13 protein-coding genes are annotated in these 15,727 nt (G+C 47.3%); 10 read left to right on the top strand and 3 right to left on the bottom strand.

Annotated elements, in window-relative coordinates; all coding sequences use genetic code 11:
• Nucleotides 1-11: 11 nt before the first annotated feature.
• Genes ABD846_RS06550 through ABD846_RS06540 form a run of 3 tightly spaced genes read left to right on the top strand, consistent with a single transcriptional unit; the run spans nucleotide 12 to nucleotide 2,626 of the window.
• On the top strand, nucleotides 12-1,046 hold the full coding sequence (locus tag ABD846_RS06550; protein WP_344824157.1) for a hypothetical protein: 1,035 nt from the start codon (nucleotides 12-14) through the stop codon (nucleotides 1,044-1,046).
• A gap of 26 nt (nucleotides 1,047-1,072) precedes the next feature.
• Nucleotides 1,073-1,522 (top strand): hypothetical protein, encoded by a 450-nt coding sequence (locus ABD846_RS06545; RefSeq protein ID WP_344824156.1) that lies wholly within the window; start codon nucleotides 1,073-1,075, stop codon nucleotides 1,520-1,522.
• 48 nt (nucleotides 1,523-1,570) lie between these two features.
• Nucleotides 1,571-2,626 (top strand): hypothetical protein, encoded by a 1,056-nt coding sequence (locus tag ABD846_RS06540; RefSeq protein ID WP_344824155.1) that lies wholly within the window; start codon nucleotides 1,571-1,573, stop codon nucleotides 2,624-2,626.
• 412 nt (nucleotides 2,627-3,038) lie between these two features.
• On the opposite strand, the gene uvrB is transcribed toward ABD846_RS06540, so the two are convergent.
• The 3 genes from uvrB to ABD846_RS06525 all read right to left on the bottom strand — a co-directional run bounded on the left by uvrB (nucleotide 3,039) and on the right by ABD846_RS06525 (nucleotide 7,626).
• Nucleotides 3,039-5,069: an excinuclease ABC subunit UvrB gene (gene uvrB / locus ABD846_RS06535; protein ID WP_344824154.1), complete on the bottom strand. Its 2,031-nt coding sequence runs from the start codon at nucleotides 5,067-5,069 to the stop codon at nucleotides 3,039-3,041.
• 4 nt (nucleotides 5,070-5,073) lie between these two features.
• Nucleotides 5,074-6,072: an aspartate-semialdehyde dehydrogenase gene (locus tag ABD846_RS06530; protein WP_344824151.1), complete on the bottom strand. Its 999-nt coding sequence runs from the start codon at nucleotides 6,070-6,072 to the stop codon at nucleotides 5,074-5,076.
• Between the two features lie 132 nt (nucleotides 6,073-6,204).
• Nucleotides 6,205-7,626, bottom strand: a complete 1,422-nt coding sequence (locus ABD846_RS06525) for a T9SS type A sorting domain-containing protein (protein WP_344824148.1) — start codon at nucleotides 7,624-7,626, stop codon at nucleotides 6,205-6,207.
• A gap of 236 nt (nucleotides 7,627-7,862) precedes the next feature.
• Here ABD846_RS06525 and ABD846_RS06520 point away from each other — a divergent pair, with 236 nt between their 5' ends.
• From ABD846_RS06520 to ABD846_RS06490, 7 genes are all read left to right on the top strand, one after another.
• Nucleotides 7,863-9,701, top strand: coding sequence for an Ig-like domain-containing protein (locus ABD846_RS06520; protein WP_344824145.1), 1,839 nt, complete (start codon nucleotides 7,863-7,865; stop codon nucleotides 9,699-9,701).
• Nucleotides 9,702-9,711: 10 nt separating this feature from the next.
• The gene (locus ABD846_RS06515) at nucleotides 9,712-9,993 is read left to right on the top strand and encodes a DciA family protein (RefSeq protein WP_344824142.1); all 282 of its coding nucleotides are present in this window, start codon (nucleotides 9,712-9,714) and stop codon (nucleotides 9,991-9,993) included.
• Nucleotides 9,994-10,136: 143 nt separating this feature from the next.
• On the top strand, nucleotides 10,137-10,412 hold the full coding sequence (gene rpsO / locus ABD846_RS06510; protein ID WP_344824139.1) for a 30S ribosomal protein S15: 276 nt from the start codon (nucleotides 10,137-10,139) through the stop codon (nucleotides 10,410-10,412).
• Nucleotides 10,413-10,665: 253 nt separating this feature from the next.
• Complete coding sequence (gene pnp, locus ABD846_RS06505; RefSeq protein ID WP_344824136.1) at nucleotides 10,666-12,984, top strand: polyribonucleotide nucleotidyltransferase; 2,319 nt, start codon at nucleotides 10,666-10,668, stop codon at nucleotides 12,982-12,984.
• Nucleotides 12,985-13,139: 155 nt separating this feature from the next.
• A complete protein-coding gene (gene gmd, locus ABD846_RS06500) occupies nucleotides 13,140-14,255 on the top strand; it encodes a GDP-mannose 4,6-dehydratase (protein ID WP_344824133.1) in 1,116 nt (371 codons plus the stop codon).
• A gap of 14 nt (nucleotides 14,256-14,269) precedes the next feature.
• Entirely contained in the window at nucleotides 14,270-15,199 is a 930-nt protein-coding gene (gene fcl, locus ABD846_RS06495; RefSeq protein ID WP_344824130.1) for a GDP-L-fucose synthase, read from the top strand.
• Nucleotides 15,199-15,711: a UpxY family transcription antiterminator gene (locus ABD846_RS06490; RefSeq protein WP_344824127.1), complete on the top strand. Its 513-nt coding sequence runs from the start codon at nucleotides 15,199-15,201 to the stop codon at nucleotides 15,709-15,711. The genes fcl and ABD846_RS06490 overlap by 1 nt, the downstream gene beginning before the upstream one ends.
• Nucleotides 15,712-15,727 lie beyond the last annotated feature (16 nt).

Below are 15,727 nucleotides of genomic sequence, written 5' to 3'. Positions count from 1 at the left end.
CGCATACGAAAATGGCTCGTCTGTCTGATTATTTAATAGATTCACTGCTTTTGCCTGAAGAAATCGGCGCCACGGCCTTTGGCTCGCAGATCCGGTACAGCGATTCAGGGCGTATAACTTACCTGGATAAAGAGCGGGATCTTTTCCTGTTGTATGATATCAATTTGGGCCGGAACACTGATTCTTTCCTTTTTGAGGAAGATATACAGGCGCTGGAAATACGCAATTTTGATTCAGTTTATATTGCCGGTCGGCACGAGCTTATCACCATCTTCAGGAAGAAAATACACCGTTACGACTTGTCGGAAATGCTGCGGACATATGTGGATGCCGATGTGTGGATATCCGATGGTAATGGATTTTCCGTCGTTGGTGATACCGTCAGAATAACCGTTCGCTGGTTCTCTGATAAGGACGATACTATTCCCAGCCGCAGATCTGTCCTGACACATTTCGAGGTTGTGTTTGCACTCAAAGGAGATTCTGTAATGTATCTGGGAAAATACAATCCCGATCCGGTTGCTTTGGTGGGACAAGACTTCGGAACGAACATGTCGCGCCCGGCACTTCTGTTAAACGGTCATATGATAGCGTGTAATTTGCCTTTTGGGGATACCCTGTATACCTATGATATCATCCGGAGGCAGGAACATAAGATTGGGATCCATTCCTCAATACGCCCGGCCCCGCAGCCTTTTGATTATAGCAAGGCTGCGGATCACGCATATTTTTCCGGATATCACAATGCAAACGCATGGTTTACTTTTTTGTACCATGATCCCTGGCGGCACCATGTCTATCAGTTTCTGAAACATCCCGGTGATTACATCACAAGTGAGGGTGAGCGTAAAAAATTTTATGACGCATCATTTTCACTGCTGGTATATAGTACAGATCTGGGACTCCAGGAGGAGTTGCAGATTCCGGAAAAAATGCTTTACCCGCTTAAGACTTTTGTTACGCCGGACGGTATCTGTATTGCAGAGGACAAGGATAGGCGACGGCTTGACGGGAAGACTATGTATTATCGATTCCGGATTCCCTGATTTCATTTTCACACAAACAATAAAACATGAATTGGGTTACAAGACATGCCGTTGCTTTTTGTTGTATTCTCTTGCTGAATTCTTGTGAAGACGATCCGAAACCGGCTGAATGGCTGCGCTTTGAAAAGGCTTTGAAGACATCTGCACTAACTGTTCGGGATACTAACAGTCGTGCCATTGTTCTCTGGAATGATGCAGCGTGTCACGGATGTAAGGTCAAGTGCGTTGATTTGCTATTACAACATCCCACATGGCATGTCATTGTAATTGCACCATATTCAGATCGAAATCTTGCAGCACAGTTACCACGAGACAGATATTGGATAGATTCTTTCAATCAGATTGGGAGATATTTCTACGGTATCAATAACCTGGGGATGATCCGGTTGAAGGGGAACATAGTAAGGGAGATCCGGGATTTTTCCGTTCAGGCGATGGATAGCCTGGAAATTGAGCTGGGCAGGCAAAATAACTGATGTATTTACACGTTTAATTGATTCGTCATCAGGTAAAAAATCAGAACAATGAGACCAAAAAATGCTGCAGTACTTGTCGGGATTTTGTTGGGTTCGTGTCAGAAAGGTACGGTTACACAAAACTTTATACAGCCGGTAGATTCATTTACTGTCGATATTCTTGAACGACCAGCTGATTTCAGGAACGTTTATGCGGAAGGAGATTCTGTCTTAGAAGGCTTTTGTGCCAATGATCAGGTGTTGGTACGTTATCGACGGGAAAATGATAAGCTGGTACGTTGTATTCGCGAATATGTGAATGCTCCCGGATTGCTGATGTGCGGCTGGAAAAACGGAACCGGGAAATGGACGTTTGTTGATGAGCAATGTCAGTTGTGGAGATATGATTCAGTGCTGAAAGCTTCCGGCTATATTTTTGACACTCCTTCGCATAAGTTTGCTGTTAGTGCTGCTGCTGCAATGCCGGTATTGTTTTATAACGGAGATACAATTCTTCCTTTTATTCATTACGACCGAAGTCCTGAGAATGCTGTTCGCTCTGGTTGTGCAATGGTGCGCTTTGGTGTAACAAAAGCCACGGCTTTTTCCCCGCGTCCTGAGGTATTACGAAAGCAGATTCAGGTACAACAAACTTATTGCCGCAATGGCTCGCTGCTGGTTATGTTATATGCTGGTATTGACACGCTTTACCTGTTTGATCTTTCGTCCGGGTTGCAGCGACATGTTCCTATATGCAATCCGGATTTTGTGCCACAATCCGAGGCAGATCCGCATATTCTTACGGATGTCGGTAAATCAGCTCGCTATTGTGCATCAAACTTCACCTATTGCGGTATATTCTTCAATGCGCATACAGGTCATTATACTTTGCTATATAATAAACCTCCACGGGCTAAGTCAGTCATGCCTAATGCCGACGAAAAGGTCGCCGGCGCTCTGGTACTTGATACCTCCTTTCGCACTTCCGGTCGCTATTTATTCAGCCATCCTGCCTGGATAGGACTTGCGTTCCCGATGGAAAACGGATTGGCTATTCCTGTAGATCCACAAAGACATAATGGAAATGCGTATCATAATCTACATTGCTATATTTACCGGTTTTAGTGCAAGTTGCGCAGATGAAAGAACGGCAGAGATGAATCGTGTTCTGAAAACATTTCATACCGCTATTCCGGAGCAGAGACATATCTATTTGCTAATTCCTTCGTGCGTTTGTAAAAACTGTTATTGCTTCCGCGCTGAAGATTTGCCTGAATATTTTGTAAACAGTTTTCAAATTGTTTCCAGTATTGATACGGAAAAATTTATAGGTTTTAGCAATACATTGCGTGATACTAATGATCAGCTTATACGATTGGCTTTTTTAGATTATGGTATAAAATTTGTGGTTACCGTTCGCGGTAGTGTTATTGGCGTAATTCCATTTACAAACCTCAACCAGCAATCGGATAGTCTGAACAGGTATTTTCTGAAGGTAAGTCAGTCTTGTAAGTAAACTCCGGTTGAATGAAAAGCTTTATTTCATTGCAGCCTTTTTCTTTTCCAGTGCCAGCAACTCATCCCGCCATTTTGCGGCTTCCATAAAGTCGAGGTTTTTCGCTGCCTGCTCCATTGTTTTGCGGGCCTTGCTGATCGCCTTATCCAGAGATGCTGCGGTCTGATACTCCGTCTGCTCCTCCGCTGCAATGGACGGACTGTTGTCGGCCACGGCATAAGGGCTCTTGTCGTCGTAACCTTTAATATCCAGTACGGAAGTCTGCTTGAAGATCTGCTCCGTGGATTTGATAACGGTTTTGGGAGTAATGCCATGCTCGGCATTATAACGCATTTGCTTCTCCCTTCGACGGTTTGTTTCATCAATGGTACGTTGCATGGATTCGGTCATCGTATCCGCATAAAAGATAACCATGCCGTCTGCATTACGTGCGGCACGACCCGCCATCTGCGTGAGCGATTTCTCGTTACGCAGGAACCCTTCTTTATCAGCATCGAGGATCGCCATCAGTGTTACTTCCGGAAGATCCAGTCCCTCTCTCAGCAGGTTCACACCCACAAGCACGTCAATGTTGCCCAGTCGCAGATCTCTGAGTATTTCCACGCGGTCCAGTGTATCTACTTCCGAGTGGATATAGCGGGAGCGTATCTGTATGCGGCTGAGGTACTTGTCCAGTTCTTCCGCCATGCGTTTTGTAAGGGTGGTCACCAGCACCCGTTCTCCCTTTTTTACCCGTTTATCGATTTCATCCAGCAGGTCATCGATCTGGTTCGCACTTGGTCGGATTTCAATCGGAGGATCCAGCAGTCCGGTAGGACGAACCACCTGCTCTGCAATCACACCGCCGGTTTTCTGCAGCTCATAATTGCCGGGTGTGGCACTTACAAAAACCACTTGGTTCAGCAACTGCTCAAATTCATTGAAATTGAGCGGGCGGTTGTCCAGTGCCGAAGGAAGCCGGAACCCAAAGTCTACGAGCGTGAGCTTACGCGAACGGTCGCCTCCGTACATGCCACTGATCTGGGGGATGGTTACGTGGCTTTCATCGATCATCAGCAGAAAATCTTTCGGGAAATAATCCAGCAGACAGAACGGCCGTGCTCCGGGACGACGGCGGTCGAGGAAGCGGGAATAGTTTTCAATGCCTTTACAGAAGCCAAGCTCCTGCATCATTTCCAGGTCGTAGTTCACACGCTCTTTGATGCGTTGTGCTTCTATCGGTTTGCCTATTTTCTGGAAATATTGTGTTTGTTCGTTTAGTTCATCCTGTATCTCATGAACGATCTCCGCCATCAGGTTCTTCGGCGCGATGTACAGGTTTGCAGGGAAAATCGCAGCATGCTGCATCCGTTGTATCCGTTTGCCGCTTTCAATCTCAAAGCTTTCGATTTCTTCAATTTCATCACCGAAGAAGGTGATTCGGTAACCAAAATCCAGGTAAGGAAGGTTAATGTCTACGGTATCCCCGTTCACGCGGAATGTGCCCCTTGTAAAATCTCCCTGGCTCCGCATATAGTTCGCGTGCACCAGGCGATGCAGAAAGCTATTCCGGCCCACATTATCGCCGATCTCAATACGGGTGATGCTGTTCTCGTATTCCGTTGGGTTACCCATACCGTAGATACAGGATACGGAAGCTACGATCACGATATCGCGCCTGCCGCTGAGCAGACTTGAAGTGGCGCGCAGCCTCAGTTTTTCCAGCTCTTCGTTGATCGAAAGATCTTTTTCGATGTACACATTTTTTGTGGGTATGTACGCCTCCGGCTGATAGTAGTCGTAGTAAGAAACAAAATACTCTACGGAGTTTTCCGGGAAAAACTGCCTGAATTCCCCGTAGAGCTGTGCCACCAGTGTTTTATTATGTGTGAGGATCAGGGTAGGTTTTTGCACCTCCTGTATCACGTTGGCCATAGTGAACGTCTTCCCTGAGCCCGTCACACCGAGCAGGGTCTGAAAAGGTTCGCCTGCCTGAATCCCCTCCGTCAATTGTCTGATTGCGGATGGCTGGTCGCCGGACGGTTTATATTCACTATGGAGTTTAAAAGGCATATGGTTAGTTTTGGCCGATCCATTTGCGGGTCAGCAGGTATTCTGCGATCTGGATAGCGTTGGTGGCAGCTCCTTTACGGAGATTGTCCGCAACAATCCAGCAATTCAAAGTATTCGGCTGCGAATCATCCCTGCGGATGCGTCCGACAAAAACGTCGTCTTTATTTGTCGCGTATAACGGCATCGGGTATTGCTTTTCAGACGGATTATCCGTTACGATAATGCCCGGAGCCGATTCCAGCAGTTCACGTACCTCATTCAGATCAAAATCCTTTTCAAATTCGATGTTTACGCTTTCACTGTGCCCGCCCATTACCGGAACACGCACACAGGTTGCGGTTACACGGATACTGTCATCGCGCATGATTTTACAGGTCTCTTTCACCATTTTCATTTCCTCTTTCGTATATCCGTTATCCTGGAATACGTCGATCTGCGGTAACAGGTTAAGGTCAATCGGATGCGGATAGACAGAAGGCGTCGTATTGCCCGAACGTTGCTGCAGCAGTTCATCCACAGCTTTCTGTCCCGTACCGGTAACGCTCTGATAAGTACTTACCACAACGCGTTTGATCTTATAGCGTTCGTGCAGCGGTTTCAATACCACTACCATTTGTATGGTGGAGCAATTCGGGTTGGCAATGATCAGGTCTTCTTTCGTCAGTGCATCCCCGTTTACTTCCGGAACGATGAGCTTTTTAGATGGGTCCATGCGCCATGCCGAAGAATTATCCACGACATAGCATCCTGCTGCTGCGAATTGCGGTGCTAACTCCAGGGATGGGCCTCCTCCGGCCGAAAACAGCGCCAGTTCAGGTTTCCGGGCAATAGCATCAGCAGCAGTCATCACAGGAAACTCCTTACCCTTAAAGGATACCGGCTTACCCAGGGAACGCTCAGAAGCGACGGGTAAAAGTTCAGTTACGGGGAAGTTTCTTTCTTCCAGCAGACGAAGCATCGTACTGCCAACAAGGCCTGTGGCGCCTATGAGTGCTACTTTCATAAGTATAATTAATAAAAAATTGGGGTCGTAAAATTAGTCTTTTTCGGACTGTTGAAGGTTCTGTATTTGGTAAATTAAAATAAAAAAAGAGGCTTCTTGCGGAAGCCTCTTTTTCTGAAAAGTCAGATTTTATTAGTGGGCTACGGTAAAGCTGCGAACGGTTCCGTTGCTCAGCTTCACGAAGTAGCTTCCGGAAGGCAGGTTGCTCACGGAAATTTTATCGCTGATCGTTTTGGCAGCCGCATAGTGGCGGGATACTACCGAACGACCCTGAATGTCTACCACCTGCATATCCAGGGATTGCGCCTCAGCCTGAGCAATCTGGAGAGACAGTTCGTCACCGGCAGGGATCGGGAAGAGTTTTACGTCAGCAGCGATAGTGCTGATTTCCTTAACTGCAGTCGGAGAGAAGTCTTCGTAATAATAGTTAGTACGGGAATCTCCGCTCGCCATGTAGAAACCTCCACCTGTACCGTCGTTGGTGTATGTGGTTTCAGATGTTTCCTGGTTGTAAGTGTTGTATGTATACTGTGTGAGGGCTGAACTGTCGTAAGTGGAAGTAGAGCTGTTCCAGTTAAGAGAATACTCATCCAGCAAATTAGCGGATGCATCAAAAGTAGATGCGATACGGCCGATAGGGCTCCAGGTTGTTCCGTCGAATTCTTCAAAATCCTGGAAGATCGGATTTTTAGAAGCATCGTATGTGTAAGTTGCGCGTTGGTAATCTTCCAGCACTGTTCCTGAGAAGTTCACTTTTACCAACATAGTGGCGATGTCATCTGACGAATTATACGTGTAGTCCAGAGATACATAAGGAAGCCATACGCCCGCGTAGATGTAAATCGTGAGTTTGCTTTCTTTACCTGTACCAGTGTAAGAAGTAACGATAACAGAGTTATAGTCGTACGCAGAGCCGCTCCAAGTCAGAGAAGTATCGGTAAGTTGTTTCCCGGCTGAATTGTAGGTGAACTTGTCCATATCCCCATTATCCCAGCTGGTTCCGTTCCAGGTCTGAGATTCGGTTGTTACCATCAGGTTTGAGGAGTTGAATGTATTTACAGTGCGGTCACTGTTTTCATAGGCCAATGTACTGTAGTTATAAACCTGATTGGTTACAGTAGTCTGGTTGTTATTGGCATCATAAGCGGCATAACCGCGGCTGTCCAGTTGCAATGGTGCAGAAGTGCCTCCATTGGTGTAGTTGTGCATGGTGTCGTACTTCAGGGTTGTTTTGAGGTCTCCGCCGCGTCCCCAGCTGTACTTCAGGTGAGAGGAGTCGGTGAGGCTCAGCGTGGAGCCATCAGACTCGCGGTAAGCGTAAGCGATCACGCGGCTATCCATTGCAGTGGTTTTGCCGGTTTTGAGCGATCCCGCTTTTTGTTTTTCAATAAGTAAAGCAGTGTGCGCTTTTGCAATTTTCAGTGCTTCGGCCGGAGTTGCTCCGGCGTGCAGTTTAAGTGCCTTCGTGGTGGAACCCACTTGTATTTTCGCAGTCGCAGGTGTGACATTCAACAGTGCGATGCATGCTCCGAGGGATAAAAGGTTTTTGTTCATAAAAGAGAATTTGAGCGAAATTATCTGATTGCCGTGACTACCCTTGTTAAAAGTTGTTAATTGTTTTACGTTGTTTTCATTTGTAAGTCATACAAAAACAAGCGTTTGGGCCCCTTTGTTGTATGTAAGGTTTGCTGAATTTGATATTAATATATTTAATTATATGGATTGATTTGCTTTATTTGCGCATAAATTTTATTGTAAATATCAGACGAACTTAAAATGACAGAACAATTATGAAAAAGTATTTTTATTCCTTTGCTATGTTAATGGCATTGCATTCCGTTTCGGAAGCTCAGTTGCCGCTCAGCGGCAGTGTTTACCGCCAGAACTTTGATTCTTTGGTATTGGGTTTACCCAAAGGTTGGTATGCAGACACGAATGCACGTACTGCTTATCGCGGCGGGGCTGCTGCCGGTGTCTGGGTTCCGGGCACTACAACCCGTTGGTCTTCCACCGGCGGATCTTTCAAGAATGTTGCTTCAGCAAACAGCTTCCGCTACTGGGCGGATGCAACTACCACACTGCAGCTAACAGCCACCGATCGTGCATTGGGATTGCGGCAGACTTCCACTTTCGGGGATCCGGGCGCGTCTTTCGCAGTCCGGATCGATCAGACGTACAAATTGACGGACTTCCGTATCAGCTTTAAGCTTCAGTCGCTCGATTCTGCCAACGGCAGTAAAATCACTCCCTGGGTACTTCAGTATGGTTGGGGAGACAGTCCGGATACTTTTTATACGGTACCCGGAAGTATAATGGGTAGCGGAGGTAGCCGCTATGCCAATGATCGCTATGTTTTTTCGTTTGGTAAGGCGCTGGACGACAGCCGGGGGCCTGTCTGGATCAGGATTGCTGCCCTGGCCGGCTCCGGAGGCAGCGGTTCGCGTACCATCACGGCCCTGGATGATGTGGAGTTGCTCTGGAACGGGACCGCGATATCAGGTGCGCGTCCCTACGTACAACATACCGTTCCGGCTTCCAATGCAAAAGATGTACAACCCGGATCGATACTGCGGATCTCTTTTTCAAAAGGGATCAATAAAGGATCATCGGGCAATCTGTATATAAAAAATGAGTCATCCGGCACTATACAGACTATCAGTATCGGGTCTCCTGATGTTGTAGTCACGGGAAAAGAGATGGCCATAGCCGGCGTGCGCCTGCAGCCTTATTCCGATTATCACGTTACTTTCGACTCATCCGTTGCCGATACGGCGGGCTTCGCATGTATCCCACTGAGCGATACAAGCGACTGGCGTTTTTCTACGGTGCCGGCAACAGCAGGTAAGTTGCCCGAATTATTTGATACCGTTTGCCTGAAACCGCTGCAACCTTCCGGCTGGCAGCAATACAGCAAACAGGGAGTGCAGGTATGGTCCTGTCATGAAGCTGCCGCGGCAAACCAGGCCATGTATATATATGGATACGACGGCAGCCTGAATGTGCCCAACAGCGACTGGCTGATTTCCCCGCTTTATGATCTCAGCAGTGTTGTGGGTACTGCATCAGAAATCCATGTCCGCTACCGGAAATCTGGTCCCGGTAATATTCTTCAGCTATTTTTGTCCGAGAACTATGTTGGTTCCGGCGATCCCGATTCCGCCCTTTGGGTACCTGCAGGTTGGATCGGTACTGCCGCTACCGCGGGAGTATGGTCTGCCGAAACGATCAGAATTCCCGCAGGCTATGAAAAATCGAAGTGCTATCTCGGTTTTCATTACATTTCTGACGCCACCGAAGCACAGGAGGTCTGGCTGGACAGTCTGGATATCGTACCTGAGCCAACCGGCCTTGCGGCAGACCCGCAAACAGAAAGCAACCGTTTACGGGTTGAAAACCCGGTAGCAGCTGATGGCGTCATGCGTTTGTTTCTGAATACCGCGGCGTCAGGAGCATACGAGATTGCTGTTCACTCCATGACCGGCACTTGCGTTTTCCGGAAACAAGAGCGTTTTACAGCTGGTAGTAGAGTGCAAACAATTTCGGACGTATTTTTGTCTCCCGGTACTTATATAATATCCGTGTCGGGCGAAGGGCAACAGTTGCGCTCCGTTTTTGTAAAGGGAAAATAAGCAAACGATTATGGCAGAATATAGTGTTGGAGATGCATTACGCCGCCTGATCCGTCAGTCCGGATGGGGCGACAGGATCAATGAATACCGTTTGCGGGAAGAATGGGCGCAGATAGCGGGAGTGACCATTGCCCGTTATACAAACGGTATGATGTTGCGCGACAAAGTGCTTACGCTCAGTACGGATGTCGCTCCGCTGCGGCAGGAATTGTTATTGGGGAAACAACAGCTGATCGAGAAAATAAACGCCCACTTTCAAGAGACAATCATATTGGATATTAAAGTAAGATAGTACAAGCTGTGTTATCTTTTAAGTGAACTTTCTTTCTTACTGATTGATTTTCAATAAACAATTTTTTCAAAAAACATGTAGAAAAACTGTTTGTAACAGGAAGTCGGCGTACCTTTGCAATCCAAATTCAAAATAACACAAGCATGTCTCATCTTTCTGCAGAACAAAAGAAAAGCATTTTTAAAGAATTCGGTGGAAGCGAAGCTAACACTGGTTCTATTGAAGCGCAAATCGCAATCCTGACACAACGTATCAACCATATCTCCCAGCACCTGAAAAGCGGTAACAAGAAGGATTTCTCTTCTAACCGTGGTCTGATGAAAATGGTAGGTCAGCGTAAACGTCAGCTGCAATATCTGAGCCGCACAAACCTGACCGGTTACCGTGCGCTGATTGAAAAGCTCGGTCTGCGTAAATAATGATCGGCATTTTCTGACTATTCCCAGCATTATTACTAATGTTGGGAATAGTTTTTTTATGCCTGTAATCAATTATCTTTGATCGGTATTTTTTTAAAGTCCTTTACAGGAAGCAATACATTGGGGTTAGATATTGCTTGTTGCATACATTAAGAAAAAATCACCTCCCGGAATTACAGATGCGGCCCGGGCTGTGTGTTTGGCTGAAAAGTCCGCATTTTGATGACAAAAATTTTAAAAACAAGCAATCTTTATGACGCTGAATCCCACTTCTGTATCGTTCAAACTGAACGATGGACGTGAAGTAACAATTGAAACGGGCAAGATGGCCCGTCAGGCTGACGGAGCCGTAACCGTACGACTCGGAGACGCTGTTCTCCTTGCTACCGTGGTAGCAAACCAGGAACCTAAACCAGGTCAGTCCTTTTTCCCTCTTACCGTTGATTATCAGGAAAAATTTGCCTCCGCAGGGCGCATTCCCGGCTCTTTCTTCAAAAGAGAAGGTCGTCTGAATGATTATGAGGTATTGATTTCCCGTCTGATAGACCGTGCATTGCGCCCGCTGTTCCCGGAAGATTATTACTGCGATGTACAGGTAATTGTAACGCTCATCTCTTCTGACATCGAAGTGATGCCTGACGCGCTTGCCTGTCTGGCTGCATCCGCAGCGCTTGCAGTTTCTGACATACCGGTTCAGGAAATTATTTCTGAAGTACGTGTGGCACGTATCAATGGTGAGTTTATGATCAATCCTACCCGCACGCAACTGAAAGACGCGGATATGGATTTCATTATCGGAGCTACTGAGAAAAATATCATGATGGTGGAAGGCGAGGCTAAGGAATGTTCCGAAGCTGATGTCGTAAAAGCTATCGAGTTTGCCCATGAGGCCATTCGCGTGCAGGTAAAAGCGCAGCAGGAACTGCGTGATAAACTGGGCATCACCGCCAAACGTGAAGTGGTTCCCGTTGCAGTGAATGAAGACATAAAAAAACGCGTACAGGATTTCGCAGGAGCTAAAATGCTTGAAATCAGCAAGTCCGCTTCTTCAAAACACGAACGCAGCGAAGCTTATAAAGTATTGGCTGAAGGATTGAAAGCGCACCTGAGCGAAGGTCTGGAGCCGGAAACGGAGCTGGATGCAGCGGTTTGGTCCGAAGCAAAACGTCATTTCGAAGATCTGCAGTACTACACCGTGCGTAACATGATCCTGGATGAAGGTGTCCGCCTGGATGGCCGTAAAACAGATCAGGTTCGTCCGCTTGCAATGGAAGTGAACGCATTGCCTTCTCCTCACGGTTCCTCTTTGTTCACCCGTGGCGAAACACAGTCTCTGACAACGGTTACCCTGGGATCCAAAGACAGCGAATTGCTGTTGGAAACGGCCGCTACATCTGATTACCAGAAATTTATCCTGCATTATAATTTCCCTCCTTTCTCTACAGGAGAGGTGAAAATGCAGCGTGGCGTAGGCCGTCGTGAAGTAGGACATGGTAACCTTGCAAAACGTTCGCTGGAACAAATGATGCCGGGAGACGAATATCCGTATACCGTGCGCGTGGTTTCCGATATCCTTGAATCTAACGGTTCTTCCTCTATGGCAACCGTTTGCGCCGGATCTCTGGCTCTGATGGATGCAGGTGTTCCTTTCCCTAAACACGTAGGTGGTGTTGCAATGGGACTGATCAGCCGTCCTTCAGATAAAAAATGGGCTGTATTGACGGATATCCTCGGAGATGAGGATCATCTGGGTGACATGGATTTCAAAGTTACCGGCACACGTGAAGGTATCTGCGGTATCCAGATGGATATTAAAGTGGACGGACTGAGCATGGATATCATGACACAAGCGTTGGAGCAGGCCCGCAAAGGCCGTCTGCATATCATCGACGCTATGTATGAGTGTATGCCTGCTGCCCGTCCGGAACTGAAACCGCATACACCACGTATCGAACAACTGATCATCGAGACAGAGTTTATCGGTGCGGTGATCGGACCTGGCGGAAAAATCATCCAGGAGATCCAGCGTGAAACCGGAACGTCTATCTCTATCGAAGAGAAAGACAACAAAGGATTTGTAAAAGTATTCTCTGCCAATAAAGAAGGAATTGATAAGGCTATGGCCTGGATCCGCAGCATTGTAAGTGTTCCGGAAATAGGAGAAGAGTATGAAGCAACCGTAAAAAGCATTATGCCTTACGGAGCATTCGTTGAATTCATGCCTGGTAAACAAGGTTTACTGCATATTTCAGAAGTAAGCTGGAGTCGCCTTGAAACACTTGAAGGAGTGTTGAAAGAAGGAGATACCATTCGTGTGAAACTGCTGGAAGTAGATCCTAAAACGGGCAAATTCCGTTTGAGCCGCAAGGTATTGATGGAAAAACCGGAAGGATACCAGGAACAACCAGAAGGAGAACGCCGTGAACGCCGCGACCGTCCTAATGGTGGTGATCGGGATCGTGACCGTCGTCCGCGTGAAAATCGCCCTCCGCGCGGAGAGCGCCCGGAAAGGGCTCCGCGTCAGGATGCGCCGAACGCGCCATCTGCCGACGATGCAGATATGAAGCTCTGATAATGATGTGATTGTAAAAGGTCCGCCGGTATTTGCCGGCGGACTTTTTGTTTACCGGTAAGTTGTTATAAAACTTCATCTATTCTGATTAACTTCGCGCAAAAGTTACTACCCGGAGTCGTTTTCGATTTCCGGACTTATAACATTTTACCTTTATGCCTAAAATTGCTTTAATTACCGGTATCACCGGACAGGACGGGGCGTATCTCGCCGAACTTCTTCTGGAGAAAGGATACATTGTTCATGGTATCAAACGCCGTAGTTCCCTTTTCAATACCGACCGTATCGATCATCTTTACGAAGATCCGCATGTCGATAGCCGCCGGTTTATTCTGCATTACGGAGATCTGGCTGACAGTTCTAACCTGATCCGCATTATCCAGGAAGTACAACCTGATGAAATATATAACCTCGGTGCGATGAGCCACGTGAAAGTGAGCTTCGACACACCGGAATACACCGCAAACGCCGATGGTATCGGCACCTTGCGTATCCTCGAAGCTGTCCGCCTGCTGGGGCTCACCAAAAAGACCAAAATATACCAGGCATCCACTTCCGAGTTATACGGATTGGTGCAGGAAGTGCCCCAGAGCGAACGCACTCCCTTTTATCCAAGGTCTCCGTACGCTGTAGCTAAAATGTACGCCTACTGGATTACGGTAAACTACCGTGAAGCCTATGGGATGTTTGCCTGCAACGGAATATTGTTCAATCATGAAAGTCCTTTGCGCGGCGAAACATTCGTAACGCGCAAAATCACCCGCGCCGTAGCGCAAATGTCGCTCGGGCTGCAGGATAAATTATATATAGGGAATATGGATGCCAAACGTGATTGGGGACATGCCCGCGATTACGTTGAAGCAATGTGGCTGATTCTGCAGCAGGATAAGCCGGAAGATTTTGTGATCGCCACCGGTATCACTACTACTGTGAGAGATTTTATCATCATGGCTTTTGCAGAAGTGGGCGTAACACTCGAATTCAGAGGAGAGGGCGCAAATGAAAAAGCATTTGTGGCAGCAAGCTCGGATAACAATGAACATTTCCCGCCAGGTAAAGAAGTGGTGAGTGTTGATCCGGCTTATTTCCGCCCCACGGAAGTGGATTTGTTGATCGGAGACCCGACAAAAGCACAGCAATTACTCGGATGGAAGGCCAAATGTACCTTGCCTCAACTGGTAAAAGAAATGGTGCAGGCTGATCTGCAATCGTTCAAACGTGAGAAAATGCTGAAAGAAGCAGGTTTCACGATATTAAAACAATTTGAATAGTAGGACACGCCTTGATGCAGTTTAACGATAAAATTTATGTCGCCGGTCATCGGGGAATGGTCGGGAGCGCTATCCTCAGAAACCTTGAAAAAGCAGGTTTCCGCAATCTCGTGGTGCGCACTTCTTCGGAACTGGACCTGAGAGATCAGGCGGCCGTGCGTTCTTTCTTCGAAGAGGAGCGTCCGGACTATGTGTTTCTTGCAGCCGCCAAAGTTGGTGGTATTCTCGCAAATAATACACGCAGAGCGGAGTTTATTTATGAGAACATGATGATCCAGAACAACGTTATCCACCAATCGTACCTGAGCGGTGTGAAAAAGCTGATGTTCCTCGGCTCATCGTGTATCTATCCCAAAATGGCACCGCAGCCATTGAAGGAGTCTTACCTGCTTACCGGTCTGCTGGAGCCGACGAATGAACCTTACGCAATTGCGAAAATTGCGGGCATAAAAATGTGTGAGGCTTATCGCTCCCAGTACGGATGCAATTTTATTTCCGTGATGCCGACCAATTTATATGGCCCGAATGATAATTACGATCTGAATAATTCGCATGTACTTCCCGCTATGCTCCGTAAGTTTCACGAAGCAAAGCAGCAGCAGGCTGCCTCCGTTACACTTTGGGGAACGGGCAGCCCAATGAGGGAATTTCTTCATGCAAACGATATGGCAGACGCCTGTGTGTTCCTGATGCAGTCCTACAACGAAGCGGAATTGGTGAATGTCGGAGTGGGAACGGATATCAGCATAAAAGACCTGGCCATGATGATTAAAAAGATTGTGGGGTATGAAGGCGAAGTGATATGGGATTCGGAAAAGCCGGACGGAACACCCAGAAAACTCATGGATGTTTCCAAACTGAACGGGTTAGGCTGGAAAGCTTCCATTGATCTGGAATCCGGGATCAGAGCCGTATATAAGGAACGGTTTGAAAACACCATTTAATGATGGTTGTTCGCGAGCCTGGATATTCGTGGCTGGTCATTGCCACAAGGCCACGTTCGGAAAAGAAGGTAGCGATGTGCTTGCAACGTTTAGGCATTGATTATTATTTGCCTGTGCAACGTCAATTGCACCAGTGGAAAGACCGGAAGAAGTGGGTGGACGTAGTGTTGTTCCCTTCCTACGTATTTGTTTACCTAGACAAGGCTAACCGTAATGCGGTGTTTGAGGTGGAGGGGGTTTTGCGGTTCGTTTCTTTTCAGGGGCGCCCTGCGGTCGTTTCACAGTCAGATCTGCAGCGCATCAGTCTTTTGTGCAGTGGTCCTGAAGTGCCGGAAATATGTCGCGAAGTGTTACTCTCGGGAGACAGGGTGGAAGTTGTGGGCGGTGCATTATGCGGATTGCAGGGAGTGTTGACCGAGAACCTGAATGAGTCGCGGTTAAATGTAAGTATCAGTGGATTAGGTTGCCATTTATCGGTGATTATTGACCGGAAACTGGTGCGTAAATTATAATATCAGTCGATGCTCC

Origin of the sequence: Rurimicrobium arvi, assembly GCF_039540495.1 — a bacterium.
Taxonomy (GTDB): Bacteria; Bacteroidota; Bacteroidia; order Chitinophagales; family Chitinophagaceae; genus Rurimicrobium; species Rurimicrobium arvi.
Note: the sequence above shows the minus strand (reverse complement) of the source record. Positions and strands in the feature narration are given on the sequence as shown.